The sequence below is a fragment of the Streptomyces sp. NPDC027962 genome (assembly GCF_055566095.1).
In genome coordinates this window covers 215,154-232,498 of the sequence record NZ_JBVHTA010000003.1, presented here as the reverse complement: position 1 = coordinate 232,498, position 17,345 = coordinate 215,154, and the positions used below count along the sequence as shown (strand labels likewise).

The window sequence follows — 17,345 nt, the reverse complement described above, 5'->3', positions numbered from 1 at the left end:
CACCACAGGGGATGGGGAGAGCAAGTGGCACGAGTCCTGGGAGTAGTCCGCCTGTCGAAGGTGTCGGACGAGACCACATCGCCGGAGCGCCAGCGCCGATCGATTCAACGATGGGCCGACCAGGAAGGGCACGTCGTCGTCGGTTGGGTCGAGGACATCGACGTGTCGGGCGGTGTCGAGCCTTGGAAGCGCCCGGAGTTCGGCAAGTGGCTGCCTTCTACGATCGGCAAGGAGGTCAGCTCGATCGAGCACCGGATCGCACTGGAGGAGTCCCGGGCCGACGAGTACGACATCATCTGCGCACTGAAGCTCGACCGCCTCTCACGGCGTGTGCTCCACGTGCACACGCTCGTGGAGTGGTGCGAGAAGCACGGCAAGGAGGTCGCCACCGTCGAGGACGGGATCAACCTCAACACGCAGATGGGCAAGCTGCTGTTCAGCCTGATCGCCTCCTTCGCGGAAGGGGAGCTCGAAGCCATCAAGGCCAGGGCGAAGTCCTCGTACAACCACTTGGTGAAGGAGGGCCGCTGGCGTGGTGGCCGTATCCCGTACGGCTACCGGGCGGAGAAGCAGGACACCGGTGACGGCTGGCGGCTGGTCCCGGACGACTACGGAACGGACACCGCCGGGACACTGCGCGAGATCGTCCGTCGGCTCATCGAGGGCGAGTCGGCGAACAGCATCGCCCAGTGGCTCAACGAGGACCCGACCAAGACCCCGGTGTCGCTCGATGCCCAGCTGATCAGGAACGGCAAGCCCCCGAAGGGCGGCCGGTGGACCGCCGCGAACACAGCCAAGGTGGTGCGCTCCCTGAACGTTCTCGGTCAGATGGAGGTGACGGAGGAAATCGTCATCGACGGCAAGAAGACGAAGCGAACCCGCATCGTCCGTGACACGGAAGGGCGCCCTCTCCAACGGGCGGAGCCGCTGATCACCCAGGAGGAGTGGGAGCTGGCGAACAAGAAGCTGAACGAGAACACCAGCAAGCGCAACGGCAACAGGAAGGGCGGCTCCCCTCTGCTCAGAGTCGCGTTCTGTACCTGCGGTGAACCCGCGTACCTCGGCCCGGGGCGGAACTGGCCGTACTACCGCTGCGCATCCCGGACCACGCACAAGCCGTGCCCCACAGGCAGCAAAGGCATCGCAGCGCACGTCCTGGAGGGAGCGGTCGAGGAGGTCTTCCTGCGCGCGGCCGGCAATGTCGAGATCGTGCGGAAGGTCTTCCGCCCAGGTGTGGACTTCGCACGAGACATCGAAGAGGTCAACCGCGCTCTGGCAGAACTCCGGGAGGACCGCCAAGCCGGTCTCTACTCCAGCGAGCTGGGCAAACAGGAGTACCGGGAGACGTACAAGCGGCTGGACGCGAGGCGGGAGCAACTCATGGCCCAGCCCACCCGCTCCGACACATGGGAAGAGATCCCGACAGGCGAGACCTACCGGGAACGCTGGGCGAAGCTGTCGACCCAGCACGAGAAGGGCAGGGAACTCCGGGCAGCCGGCATCAAGGCGGTCATCCACGCCGAGAAGGTCCCGCCCATGACTGCCGTGCAGGCCATGTCTCCGGAGGGGCATGACGGCATGTGGCAGGAAGGGAAGGGCCGCGTACAGATCCTCATCCCGATGGACTTCAAGCGCCGCGTGCGTGACCTGGCGGCGGTACACAGCGAAGACTGACCGCCTCGCCGCCGTACGACAGGAGGGCCCCACTCCGGGCCCTCCTTCGATCTGTAGGATTCCTGGCAGGTCTCAGCCGTCACTCCCGACTGCACGAGACCGAGTCCGAGCCGGAAGGCTCGGACGTCGCCTGTGAAGAGAGACCGTGCCGACCGTGGCCGGTCTCCACCCCCGCGAAGAAAGGGAGGCACATGTCCCGCCGTCCGGCGGGGGTCACTGGCGCACCTGTGTGCGCCGCACAGGAAGGAGCCACACTCGGTGGCTATCAGCTTCGGCCATGACCGCCCGTGGGGCGGCGTCTCCCAGCACGAGTACCGGCGGATGGCGCAGCACCCCGGCCATCCGCTCGCCTACCGCGGCCACTTCGCCGCCATCGGATGGGCCGACAGGCACGGGCACGCGGCTTTCGAACCGGGCCGCCTCGCAACGCTGCTCGGCAGGGACGGCAACCGGTTGTCCGACCAGAGCACCCGCAACGCGGTGACGCGGGCCAAGGATCTGCACCTCGTCTCGCCCCGCTCAGGGGCGGCGTGCCTGGTGCTTCCGTCCCACCTGTTCCAGAAGGCCAAGGGTGCTCCCGTCCCGTGCCGTCTTCACCAGGACCGCACGCCCGGCGTGTAGTCAGAGCACGTGAGACGTATGTCGGCTCATGCCCTGAGCTGGGCAAATGTTCGCGTCCTCTCTTCTCTGTTATGGGTAAGTCCAGTGCGGCCCCGTTCGGGGCCGACAGAGGAAGACACTTCGAGTCGCGGCGGCGGGAGAGCAAGCGACCAGGGGCGGCTCTGCCGCCCCAGGGCGAAGAGGCTTCGGCAGAGCGGCCCCGAAGGGGCCGACATCGGGAAGACCAGGGACTCACGCCAAGCCTGGAAAGCCGCCCCTCCGTGCAGGCTTCCGCCGCCGGCTGGAGCCTCACACCTGCCCTGAGCTGCGGATTTCCTGGTGCGCTTCTCTTCGCCGCCGCCCTGGCGACCCTTGGAACCGTGGCAGGATCTGAACTGCTAAGACATGGCGGTCGAAAGGGTCGGCCTAAAGTGGGCACACCCCACCCGTCCTCGTCTCGCTACTCAGTCACTTCGGGCGCTGCCGTCACCTGCTCCCTTTGCAGCTGCGGGAGCAGGGCTCCGCAGACCCAGCGGAAGATGCTCATTCCTGTTTCCCTGAGGCTATGCGCAAGCTCCTCTGCCTCCACGAAAGTGATGTTCACAGCCTTCGTCGCGGTTCGTCGCTTGCTAACCAGCGCCAAGACTTCAGCCGGCTCATCCTGGTCTGTCCGCATCCCCGCAGGTGCCCACAGGCCATGGATCAACCGATTCCGGCGGGTATAGAGGGGCTTCAACGCCGACAGGTGAGTCAGGCACTCGCTGCGCTGCGCCTCTGTTATCTCCCTATTGATCTTGGCCAGGGCCGCACACGTTTCGATGAGCTCGTTGGCCGCAAGCCCCGCTGCCGTCACCTCCGCATACTTCGAGTCGATCAGCGCCTGCATGAGCTGCCGAAGGTGCAGTTCGACCACGGCACTCGCGCGAGCCACATCCCCAACGAGGAGGGGCATCCGGTTTTGAAGCGCCTCTTGCTCCTCGGGAGTTAGGCCGCCTAGTCAGCAGATCATCCGTCATGAAGCCGCAGCCTATTCACGGGAGGAGGTGTCCCGTCTCATTGGATCTTGCTTTCGTGGGGCCTGCTGACCAGCGATGATGCTCTTTGGTGTGAGAGGAGACCACGCCCGTGTCTCATCTCATCGTGCCCGCGCTGAGCAGATGCCGATGGCTGTCTCACTTCATCGTGTCTGCTGGCCTGGGAGGACAGCCGTGGCCGGTTCGGCGCTCTGGCTGCTGATCGGTGATCTTCCTGGCCGTTGAGTCAGCCGATAGGTTCGTCCCATGAGATCACCACAGGCGGACGTGCATCATTCGGCTTCGTCCTGGCGGCAGCCCTGCCCTCCGGCGGCCTCCGGCGAGCGCAGCATGCTGGTCGAAGAGATCGTCAAGCGCATCCTGAATCTCGGGCAGGGCCGTCTGCTCGTGGGGATCGACGGCTTCACTGCCGCTGGGAAGACGAGCTTCGGACATGAACTGGCTGAGTGGATCAGTGCTGCGGGGCGGCCCGTGCTCCGGGCGACTCTCGACGATTTCAAGAAGCCGTGGAGGGACCGGCATCTGTATGACCGGGAGTCTGGTGAGGGGTACTACCGCAACGCGTATGACTATGAGGCGGTCAAGCGCCTGCTGCTGGATCCCTGCCGGTCATCGGAAGCGACATCCTGCGTGCTGTGCAGCATCGACCCGCTGACCCAGCGAGATCACTCATCGGAAACGACGCCGCTTGAGGCGGACGCCGTGCTGATCGTGGATGGTGTCTTCGCGTTCCGGCCGGAGATCAATGAGTACTGGGACTTCCGGATCTGGTTGCAGGTCGATGCGGAGCTGTCTGTTCGGCGAGGTGCCGAGCGTGACCAGAACTGGGCCGGGTCTGAAGCCGAGTCGATCCACCGCAACAGGTATCTGATGGCCGAGGGCATCTATCTCCAGGAGGTCGACCCGCTGCCGATGATGGATGTTGTCATCGACAACTCGACGTTCGCGCGTCCGCAGATCGTGACGCCGTGACGCCTGGATGGTGCTGACGGGTGGTCGACTGAGCGAAGACAACGGAGCATGTTGGTTGCCCTGCGGCCGTCAGTTCGCTGCTTTGGGTGTGATGTAGCGGTAGATCGTGGCGGGTGCCGCCTTGAAGGTGCGGGCGATCTTCGGGACTGGGGTGCCGGAGTCGTAGAGCTGCTGAGCCTGTTCGGCCTGCTCAGGGGTAAGTCGCGGGGGTCGTCCGCCGGTCCTGCCCTGGGCGCGGGCGGCGGCCAGGCCGTCGTTCGTCGCGGCCAGTACGAATTCTCGGTGCAGGCTGGCGAAGACGGACATCATGCCGAAGAAGTCACGCCCTTCGATGGTGTTGCTGTCGATGTCCTGCTCAACGGCGTGGAGCCGAATGCCGCGGTCGCGCAGATCAGTGCCGACGAGGATGAGGTTCTGGACGGAGTAGAAGAGCCGGTTGAGCCGGGTGATCGTGATGGTGTCGCCGGAGCGGAGTTGGGGCAGCAGCAAGTCCCTCTCGGGCCAGGCGGTTTTATGGCCGTTCGTGCGCTCGATGTAGATGTACTCCTCGGCGACGCCGGCCCGCACGAGCCTGTTGATCTGCGGGACGGGGCTCTGTCCTGCGGCCGCGCGGACGTAGCCGACGACGGCCGGGGCCGATGGGGTCCGCCGCAGGGAGGACGCGGTCGTCATCGGGTGTCCACCTGCTCATGGTCGGGACGCTTCGAGCGACTTCAGCTCTGCCTGTCTCGTGCCGAGGCCCTTGCGCCGAAGTTCTCGGAGGTTCCGCCACTCGGTGTTCGCCATTCTGGCGAGGGCGGAGACCTCGGCGACGAGTTCCTGCGGAGCGTCCAGCGCTCGCAAGATCTGCTCGACATCGACTAGGGACGGTCGTGTCCGGCCGTTCTCGATGCGGGACACCTTCGACTGGGACATGTTGCAGCGCGCCGCGAGCGGGTCCCCGGAGAGGCCAGCCCGCTTGCGCAAGTCCCGAAGCAGCGAGGCGAGTTCGGCGCCGGACGCGCCAAGCTGCTCAGCTTCGAACGTCACTCCGTCACGCGCTCCGCGTACTCCAGGAAGGGAACCGACTCGGCAACGGCGATGCGCTGCCACTCGATGAAATGCGCAGGGTCTGCGTCGTACAGCTCCCGGCCGATCTGCGTGCCGTCGCACGCGTAGTGCATCAGGCGATCGTCGAGTGGTCGAACATCCAGAAGTCCCCGACATCCGGCAGCGGGTTGTCTCGGTCGGTCACGTCAAGGATGCGGATGTCCTCCCCGGCGAGCACATGCGGGGCGTAGTACCGGGAGAACTCAAAGCGCAGGTACTCGGATAGCGGTCGAGTCAGCACGTGCACGCGCCCCTTGCTCCGTCCCTCGCCTCGCAGCCGCTTCAGGTCTTCCGTGTACGAGGACGAGTAGGCGTGCGGGTCGACGCGCTTGCCGGCCCGGAAGGCTTCGAGCTCTTCCGCCTCCTGCGGTACGAGGTATTGGGGCAGGGTCTCCAGCCGCCACGCCTCCGACTGGAAGCCCCGGAGCATCGCCCGCCACTCGTCACCATCCAAGAGCACGAAGGGCCTCCCGAAGAACGCTCTCGGGGATCTCCACGAGCCCCTCGCCCTGCGGGGGCGTGAAGGCGTCGGACACGTCGCCCTGAACCACGATGGAGCCGGAAGCGGTGCGGTAGACGTTCGGGCAGTCGTCCTCTCCGCATGTGCCGTTGCCGTTGCCGTTGCCGGTGAGCCGAGTCAGTTCTTCGCGTGCCATGCGGAACTCCCTTGACCTGTCGACCCGGTCGGGCCGCCTGGGACGACCGTACGGGGCCGCTCGCGGCCGTCCATGCACGGACGTGACTCATGCACGTTGTCGCATAAGTGGGCGGCTGAGTGGTCGGCTCTTGCTTCGAGTGGGCTCGAAGCAGTTGGCTTGTGCCTCATGAAGTACACCCAGCTCGGACGCACCGGACTCAAGGTCAGCCGACTCGTCCTCGGCACGATGAACTTCGGCCCGCAGACAGACGAACCGACAAGTCACAGCATCTTGGATGCCGCGCTCGACGCAGGTCTCAACTTCGTAGACACGGCCAACGTGTATGGGTGGGGCGAGAACAAGGGCCGCACTGAGGAGATCATCGGGACGTGGTTCGCCCAGGGCGGTGGCCGGCGGGAGAAGACCGTCCTCGCCACGAAGGTCTACGGCTCCATGTCACGTGAGGGTGAGACCTGGCCCAACGAGGACCGGCTGTCGGCGTTGAACATCCGGCGGGCCGTCGACGCCAGCCTCAAGCGGCTGCGGACGGACTACATCGACCTGTACCAGTTTCACCACATCGACCGCCGCACTCCCTTCGAGGAGATCTGGCAGGCCGTCGACGTGCTGATCCAGCAGGGGAAGGTTCTGTACGCGGGCTCTTCCAACTTCCCCGGGTTCAAGATCGCCCAGGCCAACGAGACCGCCGCCCGGCGTGGCATGGTCGGCCTGGTCAGTGAGCAGTGCCTGTACAACCTCTACGAGCGGCGGGCCGAGATGGAGGTGATCCCGGCCGCGCAGGAGTACGGCCTCGGGGTCATCCCCTGGTCGCCGCTCCACGGCGGCCTCCTCGGCGGTGTACTGAAGAAGGAGACCGAGGGCAAGCGGCGCACCGAGGGCCGCGCGGCGGAAACGCTCGCCGACCCGACCGTGCGGGCGCAGTTCCAGGCGTACGAGGACCTGCTCGACAAGCACGGCCTGGAGCCGGGCGAAGTCGGGCTGGCATGGCTGCTGACCCGGCCCGGCGTCACCGGCCCGATCGTCGGCCCGCGCACGGTGGAGCAGCTGGAGAGCGCGTTGCGCGCCCTGGAGCTGGAGCTGAGTGACGAACTTCTGACTGGCCTGGACGAGATCTTCCCCGGCCCGGGGCCGTCGCCGGAAGCCTTTGCCTGGTGATCGAGTAGCGGTTGGAAGCACGGCCGTCGCCCGCTCCGATGGGGCGGCGGCCGCAGTGGCACACAGGCATCAAAGTACCTGCTTGGCCGTGTGTCGAAGAAGTTGATGCCCGCGCCGAGCGCGGAGTCCATGATGCTGTGGCTTGCGGCCTCATCGGTCTGAGGCCCGAAGTTCATTGTGCCGAGGACGAGTCGGCTGACCTTGAGTCCGGTGCGTCCGAGCTGCGTGTACTTCATGGGTCACAAGCCAACTGCTTGGAGTCCACTCCAAGCAAGGGACGCCACGCCCCCTCGGAAACCGTCTGCAAGGTGCCGGGGCCGGTTCGATCCTGCGCTCCTCCAAGGCGGTCATCGTCGCGTTCCTCCCCGGCTGCCGCTCGCACGCAGGCAGCCGCGCAGTGCAACGGTACGCACAGAACCGGGGTGCGCCCCCGGAACGGGGTCACGCGCCGCCCAGCCAGCCCGCCGCGTCCAGGCGGAAGTTGTCCGGCGCGGTGACCGTGCGCAGGGCGGCTTCGAGGTCGCGCAGGCGCTCTGGGCCGATCGCCTGCGCCCATTCCGCGTGCAGCTCGTCGAAGATCGCCGCCGAGCGGGCGAGCGCGTCGAGGCCGTGCCGGGTGAGGCGGATCAGTTTGCGGCGGGCGTCGGCCGGGTCGTTCGCGCGTTCCGCGTAGCCGAGGGTCAGGAGGCGGTCGACGGTCTTGCCGGCGGCCTGCTTGGAGACGCCGAGGCGTCGGCCGATGTCGCTGGCGGTCGCCCCTGCCGGGCCGATCGCCTGCATGGCGAAGCCGTACGCGGGGCGCATCTCCGGGTGGCCCTGGCGGGCCAGTTCGGCGTGCAGCTTGTCGATGAGCGAGCGGAAACCCGCGAAGAGGAGCAGGGGCAGCTCGTAGCCGGGCACGTCGGTGTCTGCCGTATCCGCCTTGCGCCTTTCGACAACCTGGTTTACGTTTTCTGGGTCGTCAACCATGTTGTCCATTGTAGGAGCTGCCCGTGTTCACCGAGCACACCCTCGAAACGGCGCCGCCCGCGGCACGCCGCGCCATGGAGTCCACCGTCAAGCGCCTCGGCCATCTGCCGCCCGCGGTGGCCAGGTTGGCCGCCTCGCCCCACCTGCTGGACGGCTTCCTCAAGCTGAGCGTCGCCTTCGAGGCGACGACGCTCGACCCGGTCGCACGCGAGGTCGTCGTGATGACGGTCGCCGCGCGCAATGAGTGCCATGTGTGCGTGGCCATGCACACCGGCAAGCTGCGCTCGCTCGGCGCGCAGGAGGAGCTGATCGCCGCCCTGTGCGAGCAGCGGCCGCTTCCGGACGAAGGCCTCGAAGCCGTAAGGGAGTTCACGGTCGAGGTGTTCCGTACGGCCGGCGCCGTCGGCGATGACGAGCTGCGTGCCTTCTTCGCCCACGGCTTCACGTCGCGGAATGCGCTGGAGGTCGTCATGGGCATCGGTGTGTACACGATGTCGACGTTCGCCAACCGGCTGACGCGGGCCGCGCTCTGAGCGGGGACGGGATCCGGCCGTTGTGAGCGGGCCGGGGCGTGTCGGTCTTCCCTTCTCGGGACCCATGTGCCGCAATGCCCGCACCAGCCCGTGACCCCCCACGAAGGGCGGATCCCCCCATGAAGCACAGCACTCTGCTCGTCCTCGGCGCGTGCGCCGCGGCCACCCTCGCCATGGCGCCCGCGGCGCAGGCCGTGACGCCCGAGACGGCAACGTTGTCATTCGACTGCGGTTCGTACGGCTCCGGAGCGGCCACGCTCAAGGCGGCCCAGGACGGTACGGCCGCGACCATCGAGGTCTCCACGGAGGCGATCACCGCGCCCATCCCGATCGGCGCGAACTCGGTGAAGTCCACGCTCACCCTGTCCGAGAACGGCACCGGCACGGCGACGTTCACCGGCAACTCGAACCCGGCGATCCCGGCGGGCGGCGCGGTCTCCACCGGCCCGCTGAACGGAACCGTCGCGGCGGGCGACAGCCTTGAGGCAACGTCCCTGACGGTCGTCGTCTTCGGCATCACGGCACAGTGCACGGCTACTTCCCCGCAGAACCCGGGCCCGTTCGTCTTCTGACGTCCGGGCCTCGACGGCCCGTTCGCCTTCGGGCACGACTGTCGGGCGGCACGTCCCTTCCCGTGCCGCCCGACGCCGGCCCGTCAGGCCTCCGCGTAGATGCGGGTCGCGAACTCCGCGATCTGCTGATCGCTCAGGTTCTTGGCGACATTCGCCTCCGTGATCATGCCGACCAGGCGGTGACCGCCCGCCACGTCGATCACCGGAAGGCGCTTGATGTGATTGCTCTCCATGGTTTCCAGGACTTGCGAGGCGTCCGCCTCCGCGTCGATCCAGTGCAGATCGCCGGCCATGGTGCCCGCCTGCACCGTCGCCGGGTCCACGCCGTCCGCGCAGCAGGTGACGACGATGTCCCGGTCGGTGACCAGGCCCGTGAGCCTGTTGTTGTCACCGCAGATGGGCAGGGCGCCTACGTCCAGGTCCCGCATCATCTTGGCCGCTTCGTGAAGCGACTGATGCGCGCCTACGCATGTGGCACCGCTGGTCATGATGTCCTTGGCTCGCAGCTCGCCGGCCATGAGTCCTCCCTTGCGGGAAATCGGGAATGTGGCATGCATCCGACGCCACAGCGGGTGCCCAGCTGTCGCCGTCCGAAAAGTCCGCAAACCGGCGCGGTGGGAATTCTTCGGCATCGAGGCGGCAGCGGCTCGGCGGTCGGGGCGCGAACCGGCCATCGGGCCAGGAATGCGGGCACGGGCGGTGATGTTGCCAGGGGCATGACTTTCTCTGTCGACGTGACCGTGCGCGGCTACGAACTGGACACACAGGGGCACCTCAACCAGGCCGTCTATCTGCAGTACGCCGAGCATGCGCGGTGGGAGCTGCTGCGGGCCGCCGGTCTGCCCCAGGAGAAGCTTCTGGCCGGCGGCGTGGGCCCGGTCGCGCTGGAGGTGACGGTGAAGTACGCGCGGGAGCTTCGCGGCGGGGACCAGGTACGCGTGACATGCCAGTTCGTCTACGGGGAGGGCAAGACCTTCAAGGTCGTGCAGCAGATCCTCAAGGACGACGGCACGGTCGCGGCGGACATCACCGGTGTGGCGGGCATGCTCGACCTGTCGACGCGCAGGCTCATCGCCGACCCGCGGGGACATCTGTCGTCGCTGGCCGACAATCCGGACCTCCTGAGCGGCTGAAGCTCTGCGTGCCGGGGCGGTGGGCGACCGACGTCGACTTCGGCGCGTTGCGCGGCGACGGCCTGCCCGGCACGGCCGGCTACGGCCAAGCGGCGTGATCACGGGAGGGGTGAGCCCTGGGCGGCATCAGCCGACCGGCGGGCCTGGCCGCCCTGGCACCGCTGCGGAGGTGGTGTTGGCTCTACTTGGACTCGATTCGTCCGAGCGGGTCGGGGCCGGCCGTCAGGGCTTCTTGCGCTGCCCGCCAGGCGGATTCGCCGGGGTAGAGCTGGGTGCGGAGGTAGGCCCAGGTGAGCCGCGAGACAGCGGCGACTCGCTCGGGGTTCTCGTCCGTCGTCTCGGCGACGTCGTATCCGGAGATCCCGCCGAGCCCGTGCTCTGCGTCGAACAGGGTGAGCAGGGACTTGGGGCCCGGGGAGAGGACGTAGGGATCGGCGTGCCAGTCCGGGCCCTGGACCGTCAGAAAGGCGGAGTCGTCCTTGTCGCCGGCGACCACGAGTGCGGGCGTCGTCATCTCGGAGAAGTCCGTGGTCAAGAAGAACGAGTAGTTCTCGACGGTGAACGCGGTGAGGGCGTCGCCGCCCCGGCCGGGGGCGGCCAGCAGCACACCCGCCTTGATCCGGGGCTCGGCCAGGTTCACTACGGTTCCGTCGCGGGGATCGGTGAGCCGGGCGCCGAGGAGCAGGCTCGCGGTGTGCCCTCCCATCGAGTGCCCGGCCACGGCGACCTTGCTGCGGTCGAGGCGCCCGGCGAGCTGCGGGACGGCCGCCTCGATCACGTCGAGCCGGTCGAGGACGCGCTTCATGTCCTCGGCCCGTGAGCGCCAGTGCGGGGGCGCCCCGGGGGTGCCGGACTCCAGGCTCAGCGTCCTGGAGTCCAGATGGGTGGGCTGGATGACGACGAAGCCGTGTGCCGCCCAGAAGTGGGCGAGGGGGGCGTAGCCGTTCAGCGAGGAGAGGTTGTTCGAGAAGCCGAGACCGTGCGAGAGGAGGATGACCGGCAGTTCGTCCCCTGTCACCGGGGCGGAGACGCGCACCTCCAGGTCCACGGCTCTGCCGGGAGCCGACAGCACGACCGGACTGACCGAGAGGACCGGACTGGGCGAGCTGAAGGTGTCGGCGGTGTAAGTCGATTCAGTCATCACGCGTAGTTCCCTTCGAGGCCTCTGCCGCCGGGCTCATGCGGCCGGGCAGCGGGCAGGGCGGGGTCAGGAGCGCAGGCTTCGACTAGGCTGAAAGCGGAGCGCTGTTCCAATTAAGATACGGAGCAGTGTTCCGTTTCGTCAACTCCGCCGGAAGGAGAGCATGGTGCCGACTGCAGGCCAGTCCAGAGGGGCGTCGGCCCGCAGCAAGCGGGCCGATGCGGTACGCAACCAGCAGACGCTGCTCGACGCCGCAGCCGAGGTGTTCGTCACCTCTGGCGTCGACGCGCCGATCCGGGAGATCGCGGCCGCGGCCGGCGTCGGGATGGGAACGGTCTACCGCCACTTCCCCACCCGGGCGGACCTCGTCGTCGCCGTCTACCGGCACCAGGTCGAGGCCTGCGCCGAGGCCGGCCCGACCCTGCTGGCCGACGCCGACTCCCCGTTCACGGCACTCCGCCAGTGGGTCGACCTCTTCGTCGACTTCCTGGTCACGAAGCATGGACTCGCCGGCGCACTGCAATCGGACAGCAGCGGCTTCGACGCGCTCCACGCCTACTTCCTCGACCGCCTGGTGCCCGTCTGCACGCACCTGCTCGACGCCGCAACCCACGCCGGCGAAATCAAGCCCGGTACGCACGCCTACGAACTGATGCGCGGCATCGGCAACCTCTGCATCGGCCATGACAGCGATCCCCGCTACGACCCCCGCCGACTGATCGAACTGCTCCTCCAGGGACTACGGCGACCGCGGACACCCTGAAGTCGACTGCGTCGATGCCCCCTTCGAACCCCGCGGGTCCTCGCCTTCGCCCTTGTGGGCGCGCCCGCTGACCTGGCTCACCTTTCCCGTTCGCCACTCGGCCGGCTCCCCGTCGACCGTGCAGGTGGCGCGCCACGCGCCACGTGTTACGCGGCGATCGCGTACGCCCCGCCCAGCCCCCACGCCTGATGCATCGCGTCCGCGAACGCGCCCGCCAGTTTGATCTCGCCCGTCGGGCCGGGGTGGGTACCGTCGTAGGTGTCGGTGTGGATGTCGTAGGACGCCGGGTGGGAGGCCAGCAGGATCGGGGACGTGGACGTGTCCAGGTCAGCGACGGCCTTGGCGAGCAGTGTGTTGAAACGGTCGCATTCGGCGGCGAAGGGGGCGTCGGACTCGGCGCGGATGTTCGGGATGACCGGGAGCAGGACCATGCGGACGTGCGGGTTGGCGAGACGTGCCTGGGCGATGAACGCGCGGGCGTTCGCCGCGGTCTGGTCGCTGTCCGTGTAGAAGCCGAGGTCTATCAGGCCCAGCGACACGAGGAGGATGTCCGCGCGCTCGCGGGCCACCGTCCCGCGGATCACGGGGGCCATGTGCAGCCAGCCCTCGCCCCAGCCGGCCAGGTGCCGGCGGGCGGCGGCGGGGAACGCGGGGTCGGCGTAGGCGTGGGACACCGGGGCGTTCGCCTCCGTGTCGTACAGCTCGTCGCGCGGGCCGACGATCTCGTACGGGGCGGGGGATGCCTCGAGGTGCTGCCACATCCGGTAGCGCCAGCTGTAGTCGCCCGCGCGTCCGATGGTCATGGAGTCGCCGACGAACAGGAATCGCATGGGCGCAATCATCGCCGAACCCGCCGGTAACCCGTCACCGGTCTGCGATGTGAGACCGGCCACGGACACCGGTGAGTGCCGTGACCGTAGGCGCCGCCCGGCAGAGGAGGCAGGCGGAGGTGGCAGGCGGAGGTGGCAGGCTTGGGGCATGCGTTCGCTTCCGTACGTCACCGGCCTCGCCGTCGCTCTCGTCCTCGCCGCCGCCGTGCCCGCCGCCGCCGACGACGGCTCCGGGTTCACCATCGAGGACCCGCGGATCACCGAGTCGAGCGGGCTCGCCGCGAGCCGGGCGCACCCGGGGATCTACTGGACGCACAACGACCAGGACCAGCCGCGGATCTTCGGCGTCGACGCGAAGACGGGCAAGACGGTGGCGACCATCACCCTGCGGGGCGTCGGGGAGCCGAGGGACATGGAGGCGATCTCGGTCGGTCCCGACGGCAACATCTACGTCGGCGACATCGGCGACAACCTCGACGGAAGCTGGGACCACGTCTGGATCTACCGCTTCCCCGAGCCGGAGCAGCTGCGCGACCAGACGGTGAACGCCACGCAGTTCGACGTGAAGTACGCCGACGGCGCGCGCAACGCCGAGGCGCTGATGGTGCATCCGAAGACCGGGCGCGTCTACATCGCGTCGAAGAACGAGGACGGCGGGGGCCTCTACGAAGGCCCGGCCACGCTGAAGACCGGGCAGACCAACGTCTTCCGGCGGATCGGGGAGGTGCCGTGGGTGACCGACGGTGCCTTCTCGCCGGACGGCAAGGAACTCGTCCTCCGCTCGTACTTCTCCGCCCGCGGCTACGAGTGGAAGGACGGCCGCCTCGGCGCCGACCACCGGGTGCGCGCGCCGATCCAGGGGCAGTCGGAGTCGGTGACGTACACGCTCGACGGCACGGCGCTGATGTTCGGCACGGAAGGGGAGCGCAGCCCCGTCGAGCCGGTGGCGGTCGAGGGCGCAGGCGACGGCGGGTCCGGCCGGACCGAGGACCGCACCAAGCCCGAGGGGGGCGGGGGAGAGGCCGCCGGCGGTGACGGCGAGGGCGGCGCCACCACGTACGGGTTGCTCATCCTCGGCGGCGCCGGGCTGCTGGTGCTCGCACTGCGGCGGCGCCGCAACTAGGGCGTGTTTCGAAAGTAGCGTCGTCCGCCCGCAGGGCGGGGCCCGTGGCGTCTGGTGCGTGCAATCGCAAGGCGGAGGATCATCCTCGTACTGGACGTACCTGGATGACTCCGACAACGCAGCGAGTGTGCGTGCCAGGCGTCGTGGGCCAGGCGGGACTTCCGAAACACGCCCTAGCAGCCGCCCGAGCCCCGTTCGCGTACCAGCTGCTCGAAGCCGTCGATCAGACGGTCGAGTCCGAAGGCGAAGTGGTCGAAGTCCGAGCCGAACGCGTCCTCCGACAGGCTCGCGAGCCGCGGGTAGTTGCCGGTCGCCATGGCCCGTTCGAGGAAGGGCTCCTGGCTCTTCCAGAACTCCGCGTCGCTCTGCCCGGTCTGCTTCGCGGCCTCCGCGGCCTCCAGTTCCATGCGGGCGATGCCGGAGACGAAGCTCTGCACGGCGATGATCACCGAGATCAGTTCGGGGTCGCGCAGGCCCATGCCGTGCAGGGTGGCCAGTGACAGCTCCAGGCCGCGTACGGCGCCGGGGCCGAGGACCGTGCGGGACTGGTTGACCTTCAGCAGCCACGGGTGCGCGCGGTGCAGCGCGAGGTGGGCACGGGCCATCGCGCGGACCGCGTCGCGCCAGTCGGTCCCCTCGGGTGGGGGCTCCTGACCGGCGAGCATGTCGCCCGTGATCCGGTCGAGCATCAGGTCGAGCAGTTCGCCCTTGCCGGGGACGTACCGGTAGAGGGACATCGTGCCGGTGCCGAGCTCGGTGGAGAGGCGGCGCATCGAGACCGCGGGGAGGCCCTCCGCGTCGGCGATCTCCACGGCGGCGGTGACGATCCGGTCGACGGTGAGCCCTGGCCGGGGGCCGCGTGAGGGCCGTTCGCCGGTGCCCCAGAGCAGCTCGAGGCTGCGCCGGATGTCGCCGCTGCCACTCGTCTCCGTCGTCGTCATGGCTTCACCCTAATCCCGCGCCCAGAAATTGAGTACGGTGTACTCTTATCTGGGTACGGTGTACTCGGTTGGTTTGTCGGGTCGATGTAAAGGGGCGGACGTGGACGAATACGCAGTGATGGCCGAAGGGCTCGAGAAGCGGTACGGGGACAAACGCGCCCTCGCCGGTTTCGACCTCGCCGTGGGCAAAGGCAGCGTGCACGGCCTGCTCGGGCCGAACGGCGCAGGGAAGACCACCGCCGTACGGGTCCTCGCGACCCTGCTGCGGTTCGACGGAGGCCGAGCGCGGGTGGCCGGGATCGACGTCCGGCGCGCCCCGCAGCAGGTGCGCCGCCGGATCGGACTCACCGGCCAGTACGCCGCGGTCGACGAGGTGCTCACCGGCCGGCAGAACCTGGAGATGTTCGGCCGCCTCTTCCACCTCGGAGGCAGGCGCGCGGCACAGCGGGCCACCGAACTGCTGGAGCAGTTCGACCTGGTGGAGGCGGGCGACAAGGGCGTCGGCGAGTACAGCGGCGGCATGCGCCGCCGACTCGACCTCGCCGCGTCGATGATCCTCGCGCCCGACGTGCTGTTCCTGGACGAGCCGACGACCGGGCTCGACCCGCGCTCGCGCGGCGAGGTGTGGGAGGCGTTGCGCCGGCTCGTCGCGGGCGGCACGACCGTGCTGCTCACCACCCAGTACCTCGAGGAGGCCGACCGGCTCGCCTCCCGGATCACCGTCATCGACCAGGGCCGCGCCATCGCAGACGACACCCCCGACGGGCTGAAGAACCGTGTGGGCGCCGACCGTATCGAGGTCGTCGCCCGCGAGGCGGCCGACCTGCCGGCCATCGCCAGGACCGTGGCCCGGGTCGCCGACACCGACCCGACGACCGACGCCTTCGAACGCCGGGTCCACGCGCCGGTGACCGACCGGGTGGCGGCGCTCACCGAGGTGGCGCGGAATCTCCAGGACGAACGGATCCCGGTGGAGGACATCGGGCTGCGCAGGCCGAGCCTGGACGACGTGTTCCTGCGCCTGACCGGACACGGCACACAGACGACGGAGGAAGCGGCATGAGCACGACCGACACGGCGGACGTGAAGCACGCGCAGGCCCGGACGACCGCGACGACGACCACAACGACGGACCTGAGCCTCGACGACAGGCACGGCCGCGTCTACTGGGCGGTGGCCGACTGCGGGAACATGGTCCGGCGCGGCCTGACCTATTACCAGCGCCAGCCGGTCCTGATCGCCTGGCAGCTCGGCTTCCCGATCCTCTCCGTGCTGCTCTACGGATATGTCTTCGGCGGCGCGATGAAGTCACCCGACGGAGGCAGCGTCCGTGACTTCCTGATGCCGGGCATGTTCGCCATGACGATGGCCTTCGGCTTCATGAACACGGCGATCGCCGTGGTCACCGATGCCTCCAAGGGCGTCATCGACCGCTTCCGCTCGATGCCGATGGCGCCGTCGGCCGTCGTCACGGGCCGCGGGGTCAACGACCTGATCATCGCCTGCGCCGAGCTGACGATCCTGGCCGCGACCGCCTTCGCGATGGGCTGGCGCACGGACACCGGCGTCGTCGCGTCGGTGGCCGCGTTCGGACTGCTGCTGCTTCTGCGGTTCTGCCTGATCTGGGTCGGCATCCTGCTCGGGCTGCTCGTCCCCAGCACGGAGGCGGCCGGCAGCCTCTATGCGGTGGCCTTCCCGCTCACCATGATCTCGAGCGTGTTCGTGCCCCCGTCGACGATGCCGGACTGGCTCGGCACGATCGCCGCATGGAATCCGATCTCCTCGACGGCCGCGGCGGCCCGTGAACTGTTCGGCAACCCGGTGGCGAGCGACGGCAGCTGGATCCAGGAGCACTCGCTGCTGATGGCGGTCGTGTGGCCGGTCGTCATCACGGTGGTCTTCGCACCGCTGGCCGTCCGGCGCTTCCAGCGGCTCAGCCGCTGACGGTATCCGTCCGTCGTTGCCCGGCCTTCAACAGCTCGGCCGCATCCAGCTTCACCTCGGCGCCGATCGAGGCGGGAAGGGTGACCTGCCGGCCGGGGGGCGTAGATTTCGTGGCGTACTCGTCGGCCGAACCGGGTTCTGCTCCATGAGGCGGCCGGCCTCTTCGGGCAGCGTCCGCGGCTCGCCGTCACAGGGGTGCTCGACTGCTGCGGC

At 68.5% G+C, this 17,345-nt stretch carries 20 protein-coding genes and 2 pseudogenes; 11 read left to right on the top strand and 11 right to left on the bottom strand.

Annotated elements, in window-relative coordinates; all coding sequences use genetic code 11:
• The first annotated feature begins 24 nt into the window (after positions 1 to 24).
• Both ACZ4SA_RS04400 and ACZ4SA_RS04395 read left to right on the top strand, forming a co-directional pair.
• Positions 25 to 1,674 (top strand): recombinase family protein, encoded by a 1,650-nt coding sequence (locus ACZ4SA_RS04400; RefSeq protein ID WP_468269677.1) that lies wholly within the window; start codon positions 25 to 27, stop codon positions 1,672 to 1,674.
• 258 nt (positions 1,675 to 1,932) lie between these two features.
• Positions 1,933 to 2,295 (top strand): hypothetical protein, encoded by a 363-nt coding sequence (locus tag ACZ4SA_RS04395; protein ID WP_468269675.1) that lies wholly within the window; start codon positions 1,933 to 1,935, stop codon positions 2,293 to 2,295.
• A 439-nt stretch (positions 2,296 to 2,734) separates the two neighbouring features.
• On the opposite strand, the gene ACZ4SA_RS04390 is transcribed toward ACZ4SA_RS04395, so the two are convergent.
• On the bottom strand, positions 2,735 to 3,187 hold the full coding sequence (locus ACZ4SA_RS04390; RefSeq protein ID WP_468269673.1) for a hypothetical protein: 453 nt from the start codon (positions 3,185 to 3,187) through the stop codon (positions 2,735 to 2,737).
• A 367-nt stretch (positions 3,188 to 3,554) separates the two neighbouring features.
• Between ACZ4SA_RS04390 and ACZ4SA_RS04385 the strand changes: the two genes are divergently transcribed.
• Complete coding sequence (locus ACZ4SA_RS04385) at positions 3,555 to 4,280, top strand: nucleoside/nucleotide kinase family protein (RefSeq protein ID WP_468269671.1); 726 nt, start codon at positions 3,555 to 3,557, stop codon at positions 4,278 to 4,280.
• Positions 4,281 to 4,349: 69 nt separating this feature from the next.
• Here ACZ4SA_RS04385 and ACZ4SA_RS04380 read toward each other — a convergent pair whose 3' ends face one another.
• From ACZ4SA_RS04380 to ACZ4SA_RS04365, 4 genes and pseudogenes are all read right to left on the bottom strand, one after another.
• Positions 4,350 to 4,952 carry a recombinase family protein gene (locus ACZ4SA_RS04380; RefSeq protein WP_468269669.1) on the bottom strand — a complete coding sequence of 201 codons (603 nt, stop codon included), beginning with the start codon at positions 4,950 to 4,952 and terminating at the stop codon, positions 4,350 to 4,352.
• A gap of 15 nt (positions 4,953 to 4,967) precedes the next feature.
• Complete coding sequence (locus tag ACZ4SA_RS04375) at positions 4,968 to 5,309, bottom strand: helix-turn-helix domain-containing protein (RefSeq protein ID WP_468269667.1); 342 nt, start codon at positions 5,307 to 5,309, stop codon at positions 4,968 to 4,970.
• Positions 5,306 to 5,829 (bottom strand): annotated as a pseudogene (locus ACZ4SA_RS04370) (DUF6879 family protein). Before ACZ4SA_RS04370 ends, ACZ4SA_RS04375 begins: the two are co-directional and overlap by 4 nt.
• Positions 5,813 to 6,025 carry a hypothetical protein gene (locus ACZ4SA_RS04365; RefSeq protein WP_468269665.1) on the bottom strand — a complete coding sequence of 71 codons (213 nt, stop codon included), beginning with the start codon at positions 6,023 to 6,025 and terminating at the stop codon, positions 5,813 to 5,815. The pseudogene ACZ4SA_RS04370 and the gene ACZ4SA_RS04365 overlap by 17 nt, the downstream one beginning before the upstream one ends.
• Positions 6,026 to 6,193: 168 nt before the next feature.
• Between ACZ4SA_RS04365 and ACZ4SA_RS04360 the strand changes: the two genes are divergently transcribed.
• Positions 6,194 to 7,183: an aldo/keto reductase gene (locus ACZ4SA_RS04360; protein WP_468269663.1), complete on the top strand. Its 990-nt coding sequence runs from the start codon at positions 6,194 to 6,196 to the stop codon at positions 7,181 to 7,183.
• 89 nt (positions 7,184 to 7,272) lie between these two features.
• On the opposite strand, the pseudogene ACZ4SA_RS04355 reads toward ACZ4SA_RS04360, so the two are convergent.
• A pseudogene (locus ACZ4SA_RS04355) lies at positions 7,273 to 7,419 on the bottom strand (aldo/keto reductase); the annotation flags it as partial.
• A 205-nt stretch (positions 7,420 to 7,624) separates the two neighbouring features.
• The gene (locus ACZ4SA_RS04350; protein WP_468269661.1) at positions 7,625 to 8,161 is read right to left on the bottom strand and encodes a MarR family winged helix-turn-helix transcriptional regulator; all 537 of its coding nucleotides are present in this window, start codon (positions 8,159 to 8,161) and stop codon (positions 7,625 to 7,627) included.
• A 14-nt stretch (positions 8,162 to 8,175) separates the two neighbouring features.
• Between ACZ4SA_RS04350 and ACZ4SA_RS04345 the strand changes: the two genes are divergently transcribed.
• Both ACZ4SA_RS04345 and ACZ4SA_RS04340 read left to right on the top strand, forming a co-directional pair.
• Positions 8,176 to 8,685, top strand: a complete 510-nt coding sequence (locus ACZ4SA_RS04345; RefSeq protein ID WP_468269659.1) for a carboxymuconolactone decarboxylase family protein — start codon at positions 8,176 to 8,178, stop codon at positions 8,683 to 8,685.
• A gap of 119 nt (positions 8,686 to 8,804) precedes the next feature.
• A complete protein-coding gene (locus ACZ4SA_RS04340) occupies positions 8,805 to 9,257 on the top strand; it encodes a hypothetical protein (protein WP_468269657.1) in 453 nt (150 codons plus the stop codon).
• An 83-nt stretch (positions 9,258 to 9,340) separates the two neighbouring features.
• Here ACZ4SA_RS04340 and ACZ4SA_RS04335 read toward each other — a convergent pair whose 3' ends face one another.
• Positions 9,341 to 9,775, bottom strand: a complete 435-nt coding sequence (locus ACZ4SA_RS04335; protein WP_468269655.1) for a CBS domain-containing protein — start codon at positions 9,773 to 9,775, stop codon at positions 9,341 to 9,343.
• A gap of 198 nt (positions 9,776 to 9,973) precedes the next feature.
• On the opposite strand from ACZ4SA_RS04335, the gene ACZ4SA_RS04330 reads away from it, so the two are divergent.
• Positions 9,974 to 10,390 (top strand): acyl-CoA thioesterase, encoded by a 417-nt coding sequence (locus tag ACZ4SA_RS04330; protein WP_468269653.1) that lies wholly within the window; start codon positions 9,974 to 9,976, stop codon positions 10,388 to 10,390.
• Between the two features lie 181 nt (positions 10,391 to 10,571).
• Here the strand turns inward: ACZ4SA_RS04330 and ACZ4SA_RS04325 are convergent, their stop codons facing one another.
• A complete protein-coding gene (locus ACZ4SA_RS04325; protein ID WP_468269651.1) occupies positions 10,572 to 11,531 on the bottom strand; it encodes an alpha/beta hydrolase family protein in 960 nt (319 codons plus the stop codon).
• A 166-nt stretch (positions 11,532 to 11,697) separates the two neighbouring features.
• On the opposite strand from ACZ4SA_RS04325, the gene ACZ4SA_RS04320 reads away from it, so the two are divergent.
• On the top strand, positions 11,698 to 12,294 hold the full coding sequence (locus ACZ4SA_RS04320) for a TetR/AcrR family transcriptional regulator (RefSeq protein WP_468269840.1): 597 nt from the start codon (positions 11,698 to 11,700) through the stop codon (positions 12,292 to 12,294).
• Between the two features lie 146 nt (positions 12,295 to 12,440).
• On the opposite strand, the gene ACZ4SA_RS04315 is transcribed toward ACZ4SA_RS04320, so the two are convergent.
• Positions 12,441 to 13,124, bottom strand: a complete 684-nt coding sequence (locus ACZ4SA_RS04315; RefSeq protein ID WP_468269649.1) for a GDSL-type esterase/lipase family protein — start codon at positions 13,122 to 13,124, stop codon at positions 12,441 to 12,443.
• Between the two features lie 148 nt (positions 13,125 to 13,272).
• On the opposite strand from ACZ4SA_RS04315, the gene ACZ4SA_RS04310 reads away from it, so the two are divergent.
• Entirely contained in the window at positions 13,273 to 14,247 is a 975-nt protein-coding gene (locus tag ACZ4SA_RS04310) for an SdiA-regulated/phytase-like domain-containing protein (protein ID WP_468269647.1), read from the top strand.
• 173 nt (positions 14,248 to 14,420) lie between these two features.
• On the opposite strand, the gene ACZ4SA_RS04305 is transcribed toward ACZ4SA_RS04310, so the two are convergent.
• Positions 14,421 to 15,188, bottom strand: coding sequence for a TetR/AcrR family transcriptional regulator (locus tag ACZ4SA_RS04305; protein ID WP_468269645.1), 768 nt, complete (start codon positions 15,186 to 15,188; stop codon positions 14,421 to 14,423).
• Between the two features lie 118 nt (positions 15,189 to 15,306).
• Here ACZ4SA_RS04305 and ACZ4SA_RS04300 point away from each other — a divergent pair, with 118 nt between their 5' ends.
• A complete protein-coding gene (locus ACZ4SA_RS04300; RefSeq protein ID WP_468269838.1) occupies positions 15,307 to 16,251 on the top strand; it encodes an ATP-binding cassette domain-containing protein in 945 nt (314 codons plus the stop codon).
• The gene (locus tag ACZ4SA_RS04295; protein WP_468269643.1) at positions 16,248 to 17,132 is read left to right on the top strand and encodes an ABC transporter permease; all 885 of its coding nucleotides are present in this window, start codon (positions 16,248 to 16,250) and stop codon (positions 17,130 to 17,132) included. The genes ACZ4SA_RS04300 and ACZ4SA_RS04295 overlap by 4 nt, the downstream gene beginning before the upstream one ends.
• Positions 17,133 to 17,345 lie beyond the last annotated feature (213 nt).